16 protein-coding genes are annotated in these 19,059 nt (G+C 50.3%); 12 read left to right on the forward strand and 4 right to left on the reverse strand.

Annotated features, from left to right (window positions below):
- Positions 1 to 187: 187 nt before the first annotated feature.
- The 9 genes from DEF47_RS24155 to DEF47_RS24195 all read left to right on the forward strand — a co-directional run bounded on the left by DEF47_RS24155 (position 188) and on the right by DEF47_RS24195 (position 11,952).
- The gene (locus DEF47_RS24155) at positions 188 to 1,774 is read left to right on the forward strand and encodes a leucine-rich repeat domain-containing protein (RefSeq protein WP_012192215.1); all 1,587 of its coding nucleotides are present in this window, start codon (positions 188 to 190) and stop codon (positions 1,772 to 1,774) included.
- A 217-nt stretch (positions 1,775 to 1,991) separates the two neighbouring features.
- Positions 1,992 to 3,332 (forward strand): phosphomannomutase/phosphoglucomutase, encoded by a 1,341-nt coding sequence (locus tag DEF47_RS24160; RefSeq protein WP_012192216.1) that lies wholly within the window; start codon positions 1,992 to 1,994, stop codon positions 3,330 to 3,332.
- A 273-nt stretch (positions 3,333 to 3,605) separates the two neighbouring features.
- Entirely contained in the window at positions 3,606 to 4,403 is a 798-nt protein-coding gene (locus DEF47_RS24165) for a DUF899 domain-containing protein (protein WP_012192217.1), read from the forward strand.
- 235 nt (positions 4,404 to 4,638) lie between these two features.
- Entirely contained in the window at positions 4,639 to 5,559 is a 921-nt protein-coding gene (gene xerA, locus DEF47_RS24170) for a site-specific tyrosine recombinase/integron integrase (RefSeq protein ID WP_012192218.1), read from the forward strand.
- Between the two features lie 416 nt (positions 5,560 to 5,975).
- Complete coding sequence (locus tag DEF47_RS24175) at positions 5,976 to 7,355, forward strand: glycine--tRNA ligase (protein ID WP_012192219.1); 1,380 nt, start codon at positions 5,976 to 5,978, stop codon at positions 7,353 to 7,355.
- A 169-nt stretch (positions 7,356 to 7,524) separates the two neighbouring features.
- Positions 7,525 to 8,616 carry an STAS domain-containing protein gene (locus DEF47_RS24180; RefSeq protein WP_012192220.1) on the forward strand — a complete coding sequence of 364 codons (1,092 nt, stop codon included), beginning with the start codon at positions 7,525 to 7,527 and terminating at the stop codon, positions 8,614 to 8,616.
- A 32-nt stretch (positions 8,617 to 8,648) separates the two neighbouring features.
- Positions 8,649 to 9,671, forward strand: coding sequence for an NAD-dependent epimerase/dehydratase family protein (locus DEF47_RS24185; protein WP_012192221.1), 1,023 nt, complete (start codon positions 8,649 to 8,651; stop codon positions 9,669 to 9,671).
- 239 nt (positions 9,672 to 9,910) lie between these two features.
- Entirely contained in the window at positions 9,911 to 10,936 is a 1,026-nt protein-coding gene (gene gap, locus DEF47_RS24190; RefSeq protein WP_012192222.1) for a type I glyceraldehyde-3-phosphate dehydrogenase, read from the forward strand.
- A gap of 227 nt (positions 10,937 to 11,163) precedes the next feature.
- On the forward strand, positions 11,164 to 11,952 hold the full coding sequence (locus DEF47_RS24195; protein WP_287045374.1) for a phosphodiester glycosidase family protein: 789 nt from the start codon (positions 11,164 to 11,166) through the stop codon (positions 11,950 to 11,952).
- Positions 11,953 to 11,960: 8 nt separating this feature from the next.
- Here DEF47_RS24195 and DEF47_RS24200 read toward each other — a convergent pair whose 3' ends face one another.
- The gene (locus DEF47_RS24200; protein WP_012192224.1) at positions 11,961 to 14,798 is read right to left on the reverse strand and encodes a helix-turn-helix domain-containing protein; all 2,838 of its coding nucleotides are present in this window, start codon (positions 14,796 to 14,798) and stop codon (positions 11,961 to 11,963) included.
- A 212-nt stretch (positions 14,799 to 15,010) separates the two neighbouring features.
- On the opposite strand from DEF47_RS24200, the gene DEF47_RS24205 reads away from it, so the two are divergent.
- Together DEF47_RS24205 and DEF47_RS24210 are read left to right on the forward strand one after the other, a co-directional pair.
- Positions 15,011 to 15,193: a hypothetical protein gene (locus tag DEF47_RS24205; protein ID WP_041304939.1), complete on the forward strand. Its 183-nt coding sequence runs from the start codon at positions 15,011 to 15,013 to the stop codon at positions 15,191 to 15,193.
- An 85-nt stretch (positions 15,194 to 15,278) separates the two neighbouring features.
- Positions 15,279 to 15,941, forward strand: a complete 663-nt coding sequence (locus DEF47_RS24210) for a hypothetical protein (protein ID WP_012192225.1) — start codon at positions 15,279 to 15,281, stop codon at positions 15,939 to 15,941.
- Positions 15,942 to 16,064: 123 nt separating this feature from the next.
- Here the strand turns inward: DEF47_RS24210 and DEF47_RS24215 are convergent, their stop codons facing one another.
- Genes DEF47_RS24215 through DEF47_RS24225 form a run of 3 tightly spaced genes read right to left on the reverse strand, consistent with a single transcriptional unit; the run spans position 16,065 to position 17,536 of the window.
- Entirely contained in the window at positions 16,065 to 16,862 is a 798-nt protein-coding gene (locus tag DEF47_RS24215; RefSeq protein ID WP_012192226.1) for an NAD(P) transhydrogenase subunit alpha part 2, read from the reverse strand.
- Positions 16,863 to 17,195, reverse strand: coding sequence for a hypothetical protein (locus DEF47_RS24220; RefSeq protein ID WP_012192227.1), 333 nt, complete (start codon positions 17,193 to 17,195; stop codon positions 16,863 to 16,865). It lies immediately after the preceding gene.
- Positions 17,192 to 17,536, reverse strand: coding sequence for a hypothetical protein (locus DEF47_RS24225; RefSeq protein WP_012192228.1), 345 nt, complete (start codon positions 17,534 to 17,536; stop codon positions 17,192 to 17,194). The genes DEF47_RS24220 and DEF47_RS24225 overlap by 4 nt, the downstream gene beginning before the upstream one ends.
- A 288-nt stretch (positions 17,537 to 17,824) precedes the next feature.
- Between DEF47_RS24225 and mqnC the strand changes: the two genes are divergently transcribed.
- On the forward strand, positions 17,825 to 19,024 hold the full coding sequence (gene mqnC, locus DEF47_RS24230) for a cyclic dehypoxanthinyl futalosine synthase (protein ID WP_012192229.1): 1,200 nt from the start codon (positions 17,825 to 17,827) through the stop codon (positions 19,022 to 19,024).
- Positions 19,025 to 19,059: the final 35 nt, after the last annotated feature.

Consider the following 19,059-nt stretch of genomic DNA (forward strand, 5'->3'; position numbering starts at 1 on the left):
GGGGGTGCAGGGGGATTAAAGCCCCCGGCGTTTCCCGCCTTGAGGCGGGACGGAAGGGTGGTGATCACGAATAAGAGTTAAAACCTACCCTTGTAAGGGGCTTGGGGTCAGGGCATGACAATAATCAATGAGATTAAACCACCACTTCTTGAAACTAAGGAGTGGTGGTTAGTTTAAGGAGTAGAAGATGAGTGAGCAACTTTGCCGGGCGCGGATTGCCCAAAATGCCCAAACCCGTGAACCAACCCTCGATCTTTCATCACTCAACCTCACCAACCTACCAGAAACGATTGGCGAATTAACTCATCTTGAAGCATTAAATCTTGCCTGCAATCGTCCGCTGCAACTACCGCCTGAACTTGCAAACCTAACCAAGTTGCGCAAATTGGATCTCAGCTTTCCCCACCAATCTATAATTCCAGCATGGCTCGATCAATTAACCAGCCTCGAAGAATTAGATATTCGGGCAAACCCGACCACTGGCATTCCCGAGGTTTTAACGCGATTACCACGTTTGCAGAAACTTAATCTTTATCTTGATGGATTTGAAGCATTGCCGAGCGAATTGCTTAATCTATCAACGCTACACAATATTACGATTGGTTCAACAAAACTAACCAGATTACCTGATTGGTTCAGTGATTTGCGCATCACAGCTTTAGAATACTATCTCAATTCTATTCCTAACGAGCACTTAATTGGGGCGATAGACTCGCTTCAAGTGCTGGATCTACAGCTTTACTATGGGAAACCTACAGCTTTTCCCGCATGGCTGAGGCAGATGCATCATTTACGCTGGCTTCGTTATAACAGCCAAGCACTGGTGCCACCTTGGTTAATCGAATTACCGCAACTCTCGTATTTGGAAAGCAACGCCGATTTTAGCGAAATCAGCCAAGTTTGGCATTCATGGGAATCACTTGAACAGCTCAAGTGTGGTTATGTTGACGCGACGACCTTGCCACCAAACCTCAAAACCTTAGAAATACCCATCAGCGGATCAGCAATTCCTGAATCAATTCGCCAAGTGCGCCAGCTTGAAGTGCTTCATTTATCGGGTAAAGGGTTTCGCGAGTTGCCTGGCTGGGTTTTAGCATTGCCCAACTTGCACACCTTGGATCTTATCAGCACAGAGATTGATTACATCCTAGCGCCTGACCAGCCGAACAATAGCCTACGAAAACTTATGATGCATACCCTCTACTGTGGTCGCAATCACCGCTTGGATGGTCTACGCAGCCTGCATAGGCTGGAAGAATTAAGCCTGAGTAATCATCGTCTCGGCCAGCTACCCGCATGGCTCTCCGAATTGCAGCATTTACGCGAGTTGTCGATTGATGATTGCGAGTTGACCGATCTTGATCCAAGTTTGGGACAACTTCATCAGCTTGAAGCACTCTATCTTCATGGCAATGCTATTCCGGTCGCGAGCTTAGAGTTAATGTTCCCCCGATTAACCAAACTCCAGCATTTATCATTTGGGGTCGCAAACGATGAGTCATTTCCCGCTAGCCTTCGCCAATTGCATCAACTGCGTAGCTTGTATCTGAGAATCGGGCCAGAGCACAGCATCCCTGAATGGTTGAATCAATTGACCAAACTCGAAAGCATTATGCTTGGCTATAACATTCAGCCAACACAGATCCCTTGGATCGAAGGCTGGCTGGCACTGCCGAAATTACGCGAGATCGATATTCATATCAAGCCAGAATTGTTTGATCCTGAGTTACTACAACGCTTTACCCAACGCGGCGTAAAAGTCAATCTTGGCTAAATTAACTATATGCCGAGGGTGAATCAACACAGCAACAACAATCCACAGCCCACATATTAGGGGTGCAGGGGATGAAAACCCCTGCGTTTCCCGCCTTGAGGCGGGACGGAAGGGTGGTGATTATATAAGCAATCAAAGATAAAAATCCTGCTATTCGCGATTTAACAATTTTGGCGTATGATAGCCTGTGATCGCTCTGCACAGAAAGGATACGACGATGCAGGTCAATCCAGGGATTTTCAAAGCCTATGATATTCGCGGGATTTACCCCAGCGAACTCAACGAAGATGTAGCTTTTTTGATTGGACGCGCTTTCGCCTCATTTTTGCAAGCTGAAACGGTGGTCGTTGGCCGCGATATGCGCACCTCAGGCCCATCGATTTTCGATGCGGTGACGCGGGGCTTGATGCACCAAGGCGCTGATGTGATCAACATCGGGATGGTTAGCACCGATCAATATTATTTTGCTTGTACCAAATTGGGCTTGCCGGGCATGATGGTGACGGCCTCGCACAACCCCAAACAATACAATGGCTTCAAAATGGTCAAAAAAATGCCCCAATTGCTCTCAGGCGATGCCGGCATTCAAGATTTGCGCAAATTGGTCGAGAGCGAAGCATTTGATGAACCAACTCGCCAAGGCAGCATGAGCGAGCTTGACCTGAGCGAAGAATTTATCGAATCGGTCTTGCAATTGATCGATGTAGCCAGCCTCAAATCACTCAAAGTAATCGCCGACACGGGCAATGGCATGGTCGGGCCAATTCTCCAACGGGTCTACGAACGCTTGCCTGTCGAATTAATTGGCCTGTATCTTGACCCCGATGGCACCTTGCCTAACCACGGGCTTGACCCATTGCAACCAGAAAATCGCGCCGAATTGGAGGCTCGCGTGGTCAGCGAAAACGCTGATGTGGGCTTTGCCTTCGATGGCGACGGCGATCGCTTCTTTGCAATCGACAATCGCGGCCAATTTATCTCTGGCGATTTTATGACCGCGCTGATGGGTCAATACTTCCTCGAAAAACACCCAGGAGCCAAAATTTTATATGATGTACGGGCTTCGTGGGCCGTGCCCGAACTAATTGGGGCTGCTGGTGGTGTGCCGCTGATGGAGCGGGTTGGTCATGCCTTTATCAAAGCTCGCATGTCCAACGAAGGGGCAATTTTCGCGGGCGAAGTGACAGGCCACTACTATTTTGGCGATTTCAATTATGCCGATTCAGGCGTGATTCCATCGCTGATTATTTTGGAGATGCTTTCGAAGAAGGGCAAAACTCTGAGCGAATTGCTGGCTCCGCTCGAAGCAACCTACTTTATCTCAGGCGAAATCAACACCAAAGTTGCCGATGTTAAAGCTGTATTGGCAACTTTAGCCGAAAAATATAGCGATGCTGAGCAACACACCATGGATGGTCTATCGGTCAATTATCTCGATTGGCACTTCAATGTGCGCGGCTCCAACACTGAGCCATTGTTGCGGCTCAACCTCGAAGCCCGCAGCAAAGAATTGATGGAAGCTAAGCGCGATGAAGTTTTAGCCATTATTCAAGGGTAAACGAAGACTCAAGGGCTAGGTTTAATGGTTCATTGGTTTGGCAATGAATTGCATACCCTCACCCCCTGTCCCGCCCGCGAGACCATGGGGAACCGCTCCAGCAAACTCCCCTCGCGCCGCAGCGGGAGAGGGGCTGGGGGTGAGGGCACGTAGATCATTACCACCACTCCGATCCCCGACATCTAATAATCAATACCTCAAAAGCTCATATGTTCTATATTTCATGCTATGATAGGTAGGCGGAGCCTTGTTATAGTGATGAAGGAGCATCTGATGAGTAATCGCACGAACGACCTGATTCCCCTTAGCGATATGCATGGCCCCAGCCTGCCCGCTGCCGTTGACCGCGCCACATTTCAAGCCGAACTGAATAGCTTACGGGTGCGTGAGAAGGCCCATACCCGCGAGGGCGATGCGATTGCCGCTGCGCGTCGGCGTTTACCCATGGTTGAGGTTGCTGCCACAACTCTAGTGGTTGGCCCAAACGGCTTGGTTCCGTTGATTGAGGTTTTTGAGGGGCGCAAGCAACTGTTTGCCGCCTATATGATGTGGCATCATGGCGCGAATGCCGCCCAACAATGCGAAGGTTGCACCATGAATGTTGGTCATGTGCTGGAATTGGGCTATTTACACTCGCGCGATGTAACTTTTGCTGTGTTGAGCCAAGGCCCATTTGCTGAGAGCAACCGCTACCGCGAATTTATGGGCTGGGAACTGCCTTGGTATTCAGTGCCCGAATCCTCGCTTGATGCGCTGATTGCTGATCGCCATTTTGGCATCTGGGTGTGCTACGTTCAGGATAATGGTCGGGTGTTTGAAACCTATTGGACAACTGGTCGTGGTTGCGAGCAAATGGGCAGTTCCTATGCCATGCTCGATATGACGATTTATGGGCGGCAAGAGGCTTGGGAAGATTCTCCAGCTGGCTGGCCTCAACGCTTTTTCAACACGCGCTCAGCCCAAATGCGCACTGACGAACATGATCAAGCCGTTAATCGCCCCGCTGGACGGCCAATTTCACACTGGTCACGGCTGGCTGCTGGGCGCTCCGATGATATTATTGATATTTAAGGTTGATCAACATTTGATTGGTGGGGATCGGTCATTGGGGGCTGGGGATCGGAGTCGAGATTGATATACAACTCCCAACCTCTAGGCTTCGATTCTGCCCGAAGAATATCCCGATCCCCGCCAACCGATCCCCAATCCCCAACAATCAATCATCTTTGACATAAGCAATTCTTGGTGCTACCATAGGCGCTGCGGGGAATTTTGGAAACGCATATCCCGACGTTGGAGGGTGCTCATGCAGCAGCAGCTAGAACAGTTTTTGGCCTATTTAACGGTTGAGCGCGGTTTGACCGGTAACACAATTGCCGCCTACCGAACCGATCTTGACCAATTTGTTAACTTTATTGTTGAACGTAACACAGGCAGTTGGAGCAACGTCTCCCGCGATGACCTGTTGGCGTTCTTGCTCTTTCTCAAAGAAAAGCGCTACGCAACCTCCACGATCGCACGTCGTACTGCTGCAATTAAATCGTTTTTTGAATACCTGCAAGGCCAGCATAGTATCACCACGAATCCAACTGAAAACTTGGATTCACCCAAGGTTGATCGGTTCTTGCCCAAGGCAATTACGGTCGCCCAAGTTGATGAACTGCTTGAGTTACCTTTGACCACCAGCGGCCCTGAAGGCTTGCGCGATAAAGCCATGCTCGAAGTGTTGTATGCCACTGGCATGCGCGTTAGCGAGTTGGTTGCGCTCGATGTGGGCGATGTTGATCTGGCGATCCACCAGATTCGCTGCTTGGGCAAGGCCAATAAAGAGCGGAATCTGCCGATTGTTGGCAGCGCCAGCACCGCCTTGGAAGAATATCTCGATATTGCCCGTGGCCAAATTAGCCGTAACGGCGGCGATCCAGCCTTGTTTCTCAATCACCGTGGTAAGCGGCTTACCCGCCAAGGCTTTTGGTTGATTTTGAAGGGCTACGCCGAACGCTTGGGGCTGAGCGATCTGACACCGCATACCTTGCGCCACTCGTTCGCAACCCACATGCTCAACCGTGGCAAAGATCTGCGCGAGGTGCAAGAGTTGCTGGGCCATGCAAGTATTTCAACAACGCAAATTTATACCCACGTAAGCAACGACCGAGCCGTTAAATACGATCAAGCAGCCCAACGACCAACAGTCGCCAATGCTGCTGAAGTCGAATTTAGCGCCTAATCAAATCAGTCGTTGGACTGAACGCAAGCATTGACAACAATGCTACAGTAGCAGCCAACAACGTGATTCATCTTGGTGATGAACCGTAGAAGTAGCTTGGAATGCAACTTTCAGCGATGTGGGGATAGTGTAAGCCCGCAAGTTTGAACCAAGCGAATGGCGACGGGGAGCCAATCACAATAGATCTCAAAGGTGCCTTGGTTCAACCAAGGAACTGGGGTGGAACCGCGAAGCGTTTTGTTTTCTTCGTCCCCAGGCAATGCTAGCAATGGCGTTGTCTGGGGATGAACGTTTTTAAAGGCAAAAAGCAGAAGTCAAAAGGCAAAAATTAACTTCTAGGTTGGCTTCCTCGTCTTTGACTTTCAAGGTCATTTTGCCTTTTGCCCTTTGCCTTTTGCCTTATACTGGAGGTTTATATGCCAGCAACATCGATGGATGAATTGGTTTCGTTATGCAAGCGGCGCGGGTTTATCTTTCCAGGCTCGGATATTTATGGCGGTTTGCAAGGCACGTATGATTACGGCCCGTTGGGGATTGAACTCAAAAACAATCTCAAAGCCGCGTGGTGGCGAGCTATGGTCTATGAACGCGACGATGTGGAAGGCCTCGATGCCTCAATTTTGACCCATCGTTTGGTGCTACGCCACTCAGGCCACGAAGCAACCTTTACCGATCCAATGGTCGATTGTCGCAATTGTAAAAGTCGCTGGCGAGCCGACCAACTCAAAGACAACAAATGTGAAAAATGTGGCTCAACCGATTTGACCGAGCCACGTCCATTCAATTTGATGTTCAAAACCGCTGTCGGCCCAATTGCCGAAGAAGGCTCGTTTGCCTACTTGCGACCCGAAACCGCCCAAGGGATTTTTACCAACTTTAAAAATGTGGTTGATGCCACTTCACGCCGTTTGCCGTTTGGCATCGCCCAAATCGGTAAGGCCTTCCGCAACGAAATTACGCCACGCAACTTTATCTTCCGCGTGCGTGAATTCGAGCAAATGGAGCTTGAATTCTTCGTCCAGCCAGGAACCGACGATGAATGGCATAGCCAATGGGTTGAAGCTCGCTTGCAATGGTGGCGTGATCAAGGCTTGCTCAGCGAAAATCTGCAAGCCTATCATCAAGCTGGCGATGAATTGGCCCACTATGCCAAAGCGACCGTCGATATTCTCTATCAGTTCCCGCATGGTTTGGAAGAACTAGAGGGGATTGCTAATCGAACCGACTTCGATCTTGGTTCGCATACCCGTGGTCAAGCCGATTTAGGTTTATCGGCTAAGGTCGATCCCAACGAAGATAGCACCGCCAAGCTGACGATTCCGCATCCAGAGACCCAAAAGCCTTTGGTGCCATTCGTGATCGAGCCATCGGCTGGGGTTGATCGGGGGGTATTGGCGATTTTGACCGAAGCCTTTACCAAAGAAACCTTGGAAAATGGCTCAGAACGGATTGTGCTCAAGCTCAAGCCACACTTGGCCCCAATCAAGGTAGCGGTCTTGCCGTTGGCTCGCAACAAACCAGAGATCGTTGAAAAAGCCAAGGCCATCAAATCGTTGTTGATGGCAACTGGGATTGGTCGGATTTTCTACGAAGATACGGGCAACATCGGCAAAGGCTATCGCCGCCACGATGAAGTTGGTACGCCCTTCTGCGTCACCGTCGATTTCGATACCTTAGGTCGCGGCGATGATGCCAGCTTGCTGGACACCGTGACCGTGCGCGACCGCGATACGATGAGCCAGGTTCGCATCCATATCAACGAGCTAGCTAGTTATATTCGCGAACGTTTGGTGTAATCACTCACTAAATCCAGATCTTCAAGCCAAGCCCATCATTTGGGCTTGGCTTTTTTTGTAGGGATACCAACTGTTAGCAAGGTGTAAGCTGAGGCTAACCAAGCCTACAAACGAAGGTGGTACAATAGCGCTAGACTATCCCTACAATCCACACCCTGAGGAGCCACCCGTGAAACGTTTTTTTCAACAATGGCTTCATTCGCTCAATTATCCCGACCCCGTTCAACAGCAGCAAGCCCAAATTATGCAGGGCATTCTTTTGGGTTCGTTTATGGCTAGCACTGGTGCGTTAATTGTGCCATTTGTGGCCCCAGTAACCTTCGTTCAATCAATCGGTATTGCGCTGGCAATCGGTGCCGCAATTATGATTTTTCTGGTAGCTTTATTACTGCTGCGGCGCAATTATTTTAAATTGGCGCTCTTTGGTAGCGTTTTTGGTTTATCGTTCTTTTTACTGATTATGTTGCTTGGCACTGGCTTAGCTGATAGCGGCGCGATTATTTTTGGTTTGGCTGTGCCCATGGCTTTGGCTAGTTTGCTCAGTGGTCGCAAATTAACATTCGTGATGATTGGTGTTGGCCTTTTTGGCTTGATAGCCACTGCCCTGGCCGAAGCTTTCGTGCCGCAGATCACGGGCTTTGCCAAGCCCATGGATAAAAACTATGGCGGAATTATTGGTGGATATACCGCAGTTGCCTTGGTGCTTGGTATGGTCTTATCACGCTATAGCAGCGCCTTATCAACCGCGCTCGATGCTGCTCGTACCCGCCAAACCGAGCTTGAGCAACTCCAAGCGAGCCTTGAACAAACGGTTGCTGAACGCACTGCCACCTTGCAAAATACCCTTGCCGAGCTAAAACAACGGGCATCCGAGCAAGCTCAATTGCTTGAAGCCAATCAGCAACAGGCTGTGGTTATTCGCGAGTTGGGTGTGCCTGTGATTCCGCTTGGTGGTCGGCGTTTGGTTGTGCCCTTGGTCGGCCAGCTGGATCAAGCGCGTTTGAATACAATTCGTGAGCGAGTGATCACCGCCGTAGTGCAACAACGTGCTCGCCAAGTGCTGCTCGATGTAACCGGCGTGCCCTTGGTTGATGTGCATATGGCTGGCGAATTGGCCGCCGTTATTGCCGCGACCAGCCTCGTTGGCGCGGAAACCGCGCTCGTCGGCATCAACCCCGATGTTGCCCAAGGTTTGGTTGGCTCGGGCATTGATGTTTCGCGCTTGCCAGCCTTCGCTACTTTAGAACAAGCATTGAATTAGTTGCCGCATCGTTGTAGTTGGGGGAATGGTCGATGGCGCTTGAGCAATCCACACGGGCATTGGTGATTGGTGGTTGTGGCTTTGTCGGCAAACATTTGGTGCAGCAATTATTGGCAGCAGGCCACCCTGTCCGCGTTTTCGATCTCCAGCCCTACCCCGACCCTCAAGTCGAATCGGTTGTAGGCGATTTACGCAAAGCTGAGCAGGTATTGCAAGCCTGTCACGATGTTGGTACGGTGTTTTTGTGTGCAGCAGCGGTCGATTGGGGTTGGGGCAATGCCCAGCTCCTGCACGATGTCAATGTGTTGGGGCCGCAACATGTGGTTGCTGCTTGCCAAGCCACAGGTGTTGCCCAACTGATTTATACCAGCAGCGTTGATGTGGTTTTCGAGGGCAAACCAATTCGGGCTGGCGATGAGCAATTGCCCTATCCCAAGCAGCACTTAGATATTTATGGCGCGACTAAAACCGCTGGTGAACGTTTGGTTTTGGCGGCCAATGGTCAAGCAGGCTTGGCAACCAGTGCCTTGCGATTGGGGGGCGTGTATGGCCCAGGCGATTCGCATCGCTTGCCATCGTTGGTGAATTTAGGCAAGCGTGGCCCAATTCCACGTTTGGGCAATGGCTCGGCGCGATTTTCGCATATTTATGTTGAAAATGCCGCGCACGGCCATATTTTAGCAGCCCAGCGTTTAACCGCCGATGGTGCGATGGGCGGCCAAGCCTATTTTTTGGTTGACCCTAATCCTGATAACTTTTTTCTGTTTCTCAAGCCGATTGTTGAGGCCTTGGGTTTGCGCATGGCCAAGCGCCATGTGCCATTTGGCTTGATGCATTTCCTGGCATGGCCCAGCGAATTCTGGTATCGCACAACGCGCAGCAAAACCCGCCCAAGCCTAACGCGCTACACAGTTACCTCAACCTGCGTTGATTTTTGGTTTACCGGAGCCAAGGCCGCCAACGATTTTGGCTATCAGCCGCTGGTTGATTTGGCCGAAGCGCGGCAACGCACAATTGCATGGGCCAAACGTGAGTTTAATCTAGGCATGAAGTAACATCAAAAGTCAGAAATCAAAAATATAACTGTGGGGCGATGGGCTAGCTGAGATTATTGATAAGCTAATCGACTCATCGCCTATAGCCAAAAGTCAATAGCCAGATACTTGACCGATTAAGCTTATAAACCTTCACCAAAGCAGAATGACAGTAAGCAGTGAATGTGCTATAGTGGTGCAGAACGGCCCAGAGCCGTGAAAGCATTCTTAATTTGGTGCGAAATAATAAGGAGTCACTTGTGGCACGAGTAGCAATCAACGGCTTCGGTCGCATCGGTCGCCAAAGCTTCAAAACCATCTTGGATCACTATCGCGATGAGTTGGAAATTGTTGCAATCAACGACCTGACCGATAACCAAACGTTGGCCCACCTGCTCAAGTACGATTCAACCTATGGTTCATTCGATGGCGATGTTACCGCCACTGAAGATACAATCAGCGTTACCTTCGCCGATGAAGAAGAGCCAATGGTCATCAAGGCCTTGGCCGAGCGCGATCCGTCAAAATTACCATGGGGTGAGCTCAACGTCGATATCGTAATCGAATCGACTGGGATTTTTACTGATGCGACCAAAGCCAAAATGCACTTAGATGCAGGCGCGAAGAAAGTCATCATCAGTGCTCCCGCCAAGAACGAAGACATCACCGTGTGTATGGGCGTGAACGAAGAAAATTACGACGCTGAAAAACATACGATTGTCTCGAATGCATCATGTACCACCAACTGTTTGGCTCCAGTAGCTAAAGTGTTGAACGATAAGTTCGGCATTGTGCGTGGCTTGATGACCACCATTCACTCATACACGATGGACCAAAATTTGCAAGACGGCCCCCACAAAGATTTGCGCCGCGCTCGCGCTGCTGCTTTGAACATGGTTCCAACCACCACGGGTGCTGCTAAAGCTGTAGCTTTGGTTATCCCTGAGTTGAAGGGCAAATTCGATGGTTTCGCCGTGCGCGTCCCAACCCCAACCGTTTCGATGGTTGACTTTGTGGTTGAATTGGCCGAAGGCGCAACCGTTGAATCGATCAACAATGCCTTTATTGAAGCCTCAGAAGGCGCAATGGAAGGCGTGTTGGGCGTAACCAATGAAGAACTGGTCTCATCAGACTTCATCGGTACTTCATACTCAAGCGTGGTTGACTTAAGCTTGACCATGGCAATGGGCGACAAGATGGTCAAAGTTGTTGCTTGGTACGACAACGAATGGGGCTATGCTACCCGCATCGCTGACCTCACCGCCTATATCGCTGAAAAACTCTAAGATCGATTGATCGCAATTGGCCTAAAACGCTGGTGGTTGCAAAAACCACCAGCGTTTGTTGTTTAACCTTGCGCCAACCACACTATGGCTAGTTCGCGAGCTTGCGCAAGGCTCAACGCCAACTATGCAGCGTGCCTAATTCTTCCGATATGGTCATGGGTTATGGTAGGATGGACGCTCTAGTGTGAGGTAATCCAATGCGCTTGCTGTATAGATATGGCCTTGTTATGTTGATTGTTGGATGTTTTAGCAGTTGTTCGCGCTCGGATGTGCAAGAGGTGCTTCAACCAAGCAGCACCAGCACCCCGCTGATCGCACCCGACCCCGCCGAGCCAACCACGATTGATAACCAGTGGCAAACCTTGGAGCCAGGCTTGGAGTTCCGCGAAATTGGCTACGATATTACCAATGTCCAGATTTTGCGAGTTGATCCGGCCTATTTTCGGTTACGTGTTGGCTACGATGTGGCCAGCCCTGGCCGGGTTAGCGAATGGGCTGCCGCGCTCAAGCCAGTTGCGGTGATCAATGGTGGTTACTTTGATGCCCAAGGGCGGGCTACGGCCCTAACAATTTTTGATGGTGTGATCAACGGTACATCCTACGATGGCTTTGGCGGGATGTTAGCTGTCGATAGCGCCGATGGATGGTCGTTGCGTTCGTTGCGCGAACAACCCTACGATAGCACTGAAGTGTTGAATCAAGCCTTGCAATCGGCCCCAATGTTGGTGGTGCATGGTGCAGCTATCGAGCAACCCAACGACGATGGTGATCGCGCCCGCCGCAGTGTGGTTGCCATCGATCAGACGGGACGCTTGTTGCTGATGGTGTGCAGTTGGCCTAGTTTTACCCTAACCGATCTCAGCCAATGGTTGGTCAAGCAAGATCTAGCAATTGATGCCGCCTTGAATCTCGATGGTGGCTCCTCAACAGGGTTGGTTGTTGCTAGCGAAAATCGTTCCTTTAACCTTGATTCGCTGGTGCGTGTGCCCCAAGTGCTGCTGGTTGAACGCCGTTAGTCCTGCATTTAATCATTGACTGCCTGTGCCAAGGCTGGTTGATACCAACAATTGGGAGCGAATGGTTGGTGCATTTGGAGCACGCGTTGTTGCAAGCTAACATGGCTTGGTGCTTGTAACTGTGCTTCGGCCACAATTCGATAATATTCGTAGCCATTGCTGGCTGCCCGTTGGGCCAGTTGTTGCCATTGGCGTTGGGCAGCTAGCTCATCACCAGCAGCTTGCGTAATCAAGGCATCAAGGCATGCATGATCGAGGGCAATTTCGCCGTTGCCGGCGAGCGGCAAACTATGGCTAAACACCGTGCGAGCATGCTCAGCCCCTTCAGTGAGCAACATCAACAAGACTGAACGCCGCTCCCAAGCCATGCGCAATAAATTGTTGCTTTGGGCAATGGGCATGGCTGCAATCCGATCAAGGCTTTGCCGCGCTGCCCGTAGATCTCCACGCAACAACTGCCCAATCGCCAAAGTATCCAAAATTACGCCTCGGAAAAATGGCTCGCCACCCTCGCCAAGCATATGCAATAAATTTTGGGCGATGGCTTCAGCTTGCTCGGTTTGACCCAAGGCCAACAAGGTCATGGCAATTTGGTTGCGCGAATTGTACCAACCTTGCTGATCGTCGATCTGTTGTTTGATCGCGCAGGCTTGTTCGAGGGTTTGTAACGCCGCTTGGGGCTGGCCGCGCATCATTTGAATAATCGCTTGGGTGTGTTGCATGCGGGCTTGAGCATAGACATCACCAATTCGACGCAAGCCTGTAACCGCATCGTTAATCGTGGCTTCGGCGCGGTTTAAATCGCCTTTGGTGTAATAGAGATTAGCCAAATTTACAAAGGCCCGTGGTCGCACCCGCTCCAAGCGGGCAATGCGGGTTTGGGCAATCACATCGAGCCATGTTTGAATGCTGGCATCGACTTCGCCAGTATATTGCTGCACAATTGCCAAGGTTCCGCCAGCCCGCGCCCGAATTTCAGCGATCGTCATAATTGCCTCAGGATCAAGTTGGCTGGTCAGGGCAATCGCTTGTTCGGCGGCTTGACGAGCAAGCGCAAATTGCGATTGCATCAAAATCGCTTTGCTCAGTGCCATTTGTAACAAGCCATGCAAGCGCACCTCACGCGAATCAAGCGTGGCAATGGTTTGTTCGAGCAAGCTTTGGGCGGCAGTAGCTTGATTACGATGCAACATGGCCCCAGTTAAGCGCCAGACCAAATGTGCCCGTTGATTTGGTTGCCAGGCCAAAGCCAACGCTTCGCGATACATGGCTTCGGCTTCGCTAGCTTGGCTGGTAGCCATCAAAAATTCACCATAACTTTGCAACCACGCAAACAACAATTCAGGATGCTGTTGCTCAATCGTTGGGCGAATGCTTTGCAAAATTGCCGCCGCCGCGCTCGATAAACCCTGATTCATCAAGGGATCAAGTTGTTGTTGCAGGCTGTTGAGCGCCGCAGGCACATCGCCCGCCGCAAGATAATGCTGGGCGGCCCGAATTGGGTCAATTCGTTGATCTTCGAAAACTCTCGCAAGTTGCTGGTGCAGTGCTTTGCGGCGACTGGGCTGACTGCGCAATTGGGCATAAATATATTCTTGTACCAGCGGCAGCACATAGGCATGGCTGGGGGCATCAATCAACTGGCGGCGGGTCAGTTCGCTCATGGCCTGTTGCCATTGATATGGCCCATCGACGGCAAAACTACATTCCATCGGCCATTCAGCATGCAAGTTTAGTGGCTGAGCAGCAACCGCCAACAAGGCTAGCAAGCGTTCGCTGCTGCTCGGCAATTGACCAAGCATCTGGTCGAGCACAAAACTGGCAATATGTGGCTCGTCGATCAAATGCTGCATCAAAGCTTCATCGGCTCCGCGATCGCCCAATAAACCAATAGTTAAGCGCAATAATGCCGGATTCGCTTGAGTGCGTTCGATTAATTGTTGGCTGTGGGTTGGGCTAAGTTGCGTTCCATAATGCTTGAGCAAGCGTTGAGCTTCAATTAATTCTAATCCATGCAACGACCAATAACTAAAGCCTTGTAAATTGAATTGTTCGCGGCTCAGTAGCAAGATTTGGCTGGTGGTTTTTTGGGCTAGCTGTTCAAGCATCAAACGCAGTTGCGGTTGATCAATCAGCAATTGGGCATTATCAAAACAGAGCAAAGCCGGAATGTGCTGCAAACCGTTGATCAACAAGCCTAGCTGACGTTCAAAACTCAAACCAGCTTCGCCATCACGCGGCAAGTGCAATAACGGCTCAACCTGATCGTCGCCGTGGCTCAACAAAAATAGCGCCAACTGGCGAATCAAAATTTCGCTCGAAAGGCTCAGCGTGGGCGTAAAACTCAGCCAAAAGCAGCGCTCGCCCCAACTTTGGGCGATTTGGCTGGCGATCACGGTTTTGCCAACTCCAGCTAGCCCATTGATGCACAAACATCGTTCGTTGGCTAAGCGTTGTTGCACGTGGTTGGTGGCCTGGCGTTCGATTAAAAATGGGGGCAAGGGTGGAGGCAAATCCAGCAAACCAAGTTCGCTGTGTTGTTGCTGCTCGATTTTTTTGGTGACCGTGACGCTCGTGCCAACCAATGACTCGCCACGAGCCGCCGCTGCTAGCTCCAACAAACGCGCGACGCTTGCGGGATCATCACTGAGATCGAGCGCTGGAACCATTAATGCTACTAAGGTTGTGAGGTCGGGCAAACGCTGGTCGTTTTCCAAGCGCGAGATATGGGCCTCGCTATAGCCCGTGGCAATCGCTAAATCGCGCTGGGTTAGGCGTGCTCTGCGTCGCAGAAAATGCAGCAGCGCTCCAAACGTGCTGAAAGATTCGAGGGTAACTGCTGGCATCGCAAGCCTCCTAGGTGAGTGGAAATTATTGGTGGCCGTGAATCGTCATGCAAGCGGATAGCATCGTTGGGGGTACGTGTTGCACCCAAAACAGGTTGCATACTCAACAAAGAGCCGCATTTTGACAAGATTTGTCATATTTTTCAGCCTTGGGTTTGCTATGCTAGCTCGCAGATGAGGTTCAGCAGCAGTTATACCGAAGGAGTTGAACTATGCGACGAATCGTCCGACGCACAGTAACCACCGTTACGACGATCACCACCACGATCACGTGGCAAGAAACTGCTGATGAACCAAGTGATCGTCCTGATCTTGACCAACATCCGCCAGACCCTGAGCCAACTGCTGAGCCTGATAGTAGCCAAAGCGATACCTTTGGGCAAATTGCTACTTGACTCACCTCGATTTGGTGATTAGATTGAACGTATAGCCGCAAGCTGTATGTGGTAGAACCCAGCGTTTATTGATGGAGGATTTACCATGAGCAATGATCAATATTCCAACCAACCGCCGGTTGATCCAAATTATCAACCCTACAACCAAACACCACCGCCCAACCAACAGCAACCCTATAGCCAAACGCCGCCCAACCAACCGCAACCGTATCAGCCCTACAGCAACCAAGCACCACAATCGTACCAACCACAATCCCAAGGCCAATTTGTGGTGCCAAGCGCCAATCAATTAACCAGTAGCTTCAAAAGTTCATCGCTGGGCCGCCGTTTGGCGATTGGCGGTGGCCTACTGGCATGGATCTGCTACTTCTTGCCATGGTATCACGTGAGCACCGAAATTTTTGGAGTTAGTGATAGCACATCGTTTAATGGGTTGCGTGGTCTTTTACCATGGATGGGCTTTATGGTATTAACCTCAGTCTTGGTAAATCTCCTTGGCCCATTCTTTGGTCAACAGGTCTATCCGCGCTTTCAACGTTCGTTGAATAATTTCTCGTTGGGCAAGGCTGCATTTTTTGGGCTAGCTGCGGCGCTCGGCTTAGCCCTGATTGGTGGATTTATCGTTAGCCCCAGCGATCAAGGAATTGCTGGCATTGATGCTGGCTTTAGTTTTGGCTTCTATCTCTCAATTCTGGCGTTGGGTACGGCGACCGCTGGCGGCTGGCTGATGCAGCAAAGTGGCGAATAGCCTCGCTGATTAATTATTGATGGTGTAATTTGAGCTATGTTCGATTCCCAACCTACGTGCTGAATAATGGTAGGCTGGTTGGGAATCGGCTTTAATCTAGGTTGAACAAGCTAGGTTTAACTATCACTCGAAACCAGGGTGGTTTGCATTCGGCAAGCCTAAAAAGCCATTGATCTCGGCAGGTCGCCATGGAAGACCAAAATTGCGCAGCATGCGTTGGGGAACCCGATAGCCCCCATTAACCGTAGCAAATGCCACATGTGCCAGACACATAACGACCGTTGCTTGAATATTGCCCCGCTCAATCTCCGACTTCTTATAATGCAACCGTCCAAAGGCAATAATTAAAAGTGCGGCAACATCCTCTGCACTCAAAAATAGTCCTCGTAGTTCGAGGTAAGCAAGACACTGTTCAGCAAGGACAGTTCGCTCGATTAATGGACGGTGATAGAGTACCAAAGCACAATCGAACCAATAACGCCGCGTCAGTCCAAGCGCATTATAGTTTTTAATCAGTGTTAGATCGTTGATCAGGATGGTATCGATTAGCCATGAATAGAGTGCTTCAGGAACCGGCTGCGCAGTTTGAGCGACAACCAACGCCGCCGTCAACTTTATGACCGGCTCTTGTGCTTGCTCAAATGTCTCGACTACCCATGCGAAAGCAACCGGGTTGGCACTCGCCCATGCAACTAGATTGTAGCCAGCCCGCAGCATTGGGCGGTGCTCGGTCTGCGCATAGGGGGCGATCTGCGACCATAACGCTCCATCAACTGTAGTACAACAGGCGACAATCGTTAATGTTTTGGAAGCGATATCCTCATCAGGATCATGCAGCAATGGCAGGAGCGTAGGAAATGCAGCGACAACCAATGGATAGATCGTTGCCCGTGCCTCTGCATCATAAGGATCTTCATCCATCTATATCTTTTTGTTCAGCAAGTAGCCATAGGCAATCAGTGATGGAATCGGTGGAGCAATCCCTTTAACGATAATCATAACTAATGCAGAAGCACATGAGCAGGTATGCCCCGAATGGGTTAGAAAGATCCGTAAAAGATAAGGAAATGCCGCCAGTGCTGCAGGCCAAACTCCGCCTTGATGCACGATTGAAGCCGATAGCGCCGAATGCGATTGTTGAATCACCTCTGGATCGGGATGCGTCAGGTTGCGGAGATGCTGCGGGGTATCGGTGGCATAGCCATAGGCATGATCAATCGTATGCCATGGAATCGCATCAAGTTCATCGGTCATACACGATCCTGTTCGCGGTTTTCAGCCCATAAACGCGGATTTATTACCTCAATCACTGTTCCCTCACAGATTACAGGTCGTCCTGCACGAAACTCAAACGTCAGCCCTTCATGGATTTTTTCCTGCTGTTGGTCAGGCTCAAGGAAACTAATCCAACCGACGATGGTTTCACCAGGAAAGGCCATACGATCATCAGCTGAAAAAAAGACGCAGTAGAAACCAAGCAAATCATGCGGATAATAAAATGATGTTCGGGTTTCTTTGGTAAAAAAGACCGGAACTTTTGGCGACGTACTACCGAAAAACGTCATCGTCACAGCAATATCTGGCTGATAAGCCATTGCTCTCCTCGAATGCTACTAATGTTTGATTCGGGCTAAGAGTACAACATCAAGATCAATATCAATAATATACATACAAATCTCGTTCATTGCGCACCTCAGTGGTAGAGATCTATTGATAGTATAGCGAATGTGGCTAGAGGGGTGGCAGGTATTTTAAGGCAGGTTGCCTTGACTGGCTCGCTTGCCAAAGCACCCTGAAATCGCCGTGTGAAATATGATACAATTGAAGCGACGGACTGCATTGAGTCAGCCCGCCACCAAAACCAACGGGGGGCTTTTTTAATTATGAATGTACAATCGCTTCTTGAAAAAGCAGTCAATGGTGAGCGTCTTTCGGCTGAGGAAGGGCTGTTTTTGTATCGTGAAGCTGACCTGCTGGATTTAGGCATGGCTGCTGATGCGATTCGCCAACGGCTTGTGCCCGGAAACTTAGTGACGTATCTTGTTGATCGCAACGTCAATTATAGTAATGTTTGCACGACCAATTGCCAATTCTGTGGTTTTTATCGCCCATTGGGTCACCCAGAATCCTATGTGCAAACCTACGAAGAAATTGGTGCTCGTTTAGCCGAGCTTGTCGAATATGGTGGAACCCGCGTGCTGATGCAGGGTGGCCATCATCCTGAATTGCGGCTTTCGTGGTATACCGGCTTACTGAGCTATTTGCGCGAACATTATCCTAGCATCGAGCTTGATTGCTTCTCGCCTTCAGAAATCGATAATCTGGCTAAGGTCGAGAACATGAGCATTCGCGAGGTGTTGATTGCGCTGAAGGAAGCTGGCTTGGCTGGCGTGCCTGGCGGCGGCGCTGAAATTCTCGATGATGAAGTGCGCCAACGGGTTAGCCCACTCAAGCAAGATGCTGCTGGTTGGCTCGAAGTTCAGGGTACAGCGCAATCGCTGGGCATGGCCACCACCGCAACTATGGTGATTGGCTTCGGCGAGTCGCTTGAACAACGTATGAATCACCTTATGAAATTGCGTGATTTGCAGGATGTTTCGTTGCGCGAGTATAACAATGGCTTTATTGCCTTTATTTCGTGGACCGTCCAGAAATCGGAGTTGACCTCGTTGGGTCGCTCGAAGTTCTCGGACGACTACGGGGCAACCGCTGCCGAATATTTGCGCCACACCGCGCTTGCCCGAATTATGCTCGATAACTTTAATCATATTCAGGCTTCATGGGTAACTCAAGGACCAAAGATTGGCCAAGTTTCGCTGAAGTTTGGCATCGATGATTTTGGCTCGACCATGCTTGAGGAAAATGTGGTTTCCAACGCCGCTCACGACACCTACCAATGTATGGGCGAACGCGAAATCCACGGTTTTATTCGCGATGCTGGCTTTATTCCAGCCAAACGCGATACCCACTACAACTTGATTCAAGCTTTTGAAGACCCCAAAGATAGCGAAAACGTGCCATCGATGGGCATCAAACAGCCACGTCAAGCCAAGCAGGTCGAAATTCCATTAATGGTTAAATAGGTTTTTCGGCGAACGCTATGGATGCTTGGTCGTCC

Origin of the sequence: Herpetosiphon sp. (assembly GCF_003512625.1) — a bacterium.
In the GTDB taxonomy this organism is placed as follows: Bacteria; Chloroflexota; Chloroflexia; order Chloroflexales; family Herpetosiphonaceae; genus Herpetosiphon; species Herpetosiphon aurantiacus.

Excerpts from the sequence above, each read along its gene's own strand:
- DEF47_RS24205 (WP_041304939.1), top strand. The coding sequence starts at position 15,011 with ATGCGACGAATCGTCCGACGCACAGTAACCACCGTTACGACGATCACC.
- DEF47_RS24210 (WP_012192225.1), top strand. The coding sequence starts at position 15,279 with ATGAGCAATGATCAATATTCCAACCAACCGCCGGTTGATCCAAATTAT.
- xerA (WP_012192218.1), top strand. The coding sequence starts at position 4,639 with ATGCAGCAGCAGCTAGAACAGTTTTTGGCCTATTTAACGGTTGAGCGC.
- DEF47_RS24220 (WP_012192227.1), bottom strand. The coding sequence starts at position 17,195 with ATGACCGATGAACTTGATGCGATTCCATGGCATACGATTGATCATGCC.
- mqnC (WP_012192229.1), top strand. The coding sequence starts at position 17,825 with ATGAATGTACAATCGCTTCTTGAAAAAGCAGTCAATGGTGAGCGTCTT.
- DEF47_RS24155 (WP_012192215.1), top strand. The coding sequence starts at position 188 with ATGAGTGAGCAACTTTGCCGGGCGCGGATTGCCCAAAATGCCCAAACC.
- DEF47_RS24160 (WP_012192216.1), top strand. The coding sequence starts at position 1,992 with ATGCAGGTCAATCCAGGGATTTTCAAAGCCTATGATATTCGCGGGATT.
- DEF47_RS24225 (WP_012192228.1), bottom strand. The coding sequence starts at position 17,536 with ATGGCTTATCAGCCAGATATTGCTGTGACGATGACGTTTTTCGGTAGT.
- DEF47_RS24165 (WP_012192217.1), top strand. The coding sequence starts at position 3,606 with ATGAGTAATCGCACGAACGACCTGATTCCCCTTAGCGATATGCATGGC.
- DEF47_RS24200 (WP_012192224.1), bottom strand. The coding sequence starts at position 14,798 with ATGCCAGCAGTTACCCTCGAATCTTTCAGCACGTTTGGAGCGCTGCTG.
- DEF47_RS24215 (WP_012192226.1), bottom strand. The coding sequence starts at position 16,862 with ATGGATGAAGATCCTTATGATGCAGAGGCACGGGCAACGATCTATCCA.
- DEF47_RS24185 (WP_012192221.1), top strand. The coding sequence starts at position 8,649 with ATGGCGCTTGAGCAATCCACACGGGCATTGGTGATTGGTGGTTGTGGC.
- DEF47_RS24195 (WP_287045374.1), top strand. The coding sequence starts at position 11,164 with ATGTTGATTGTTGGATGTTTTAGCAGTTGTTCGCGCTCGGATGTGCAA.
- DEF47_RS24175 (WP_012192219.1), top strand. The coding sequence starts at position 5,976 with ATGCCAGCAACATCGATGGATGAATTGGTTTCGTTATGCAAGCGGCGC.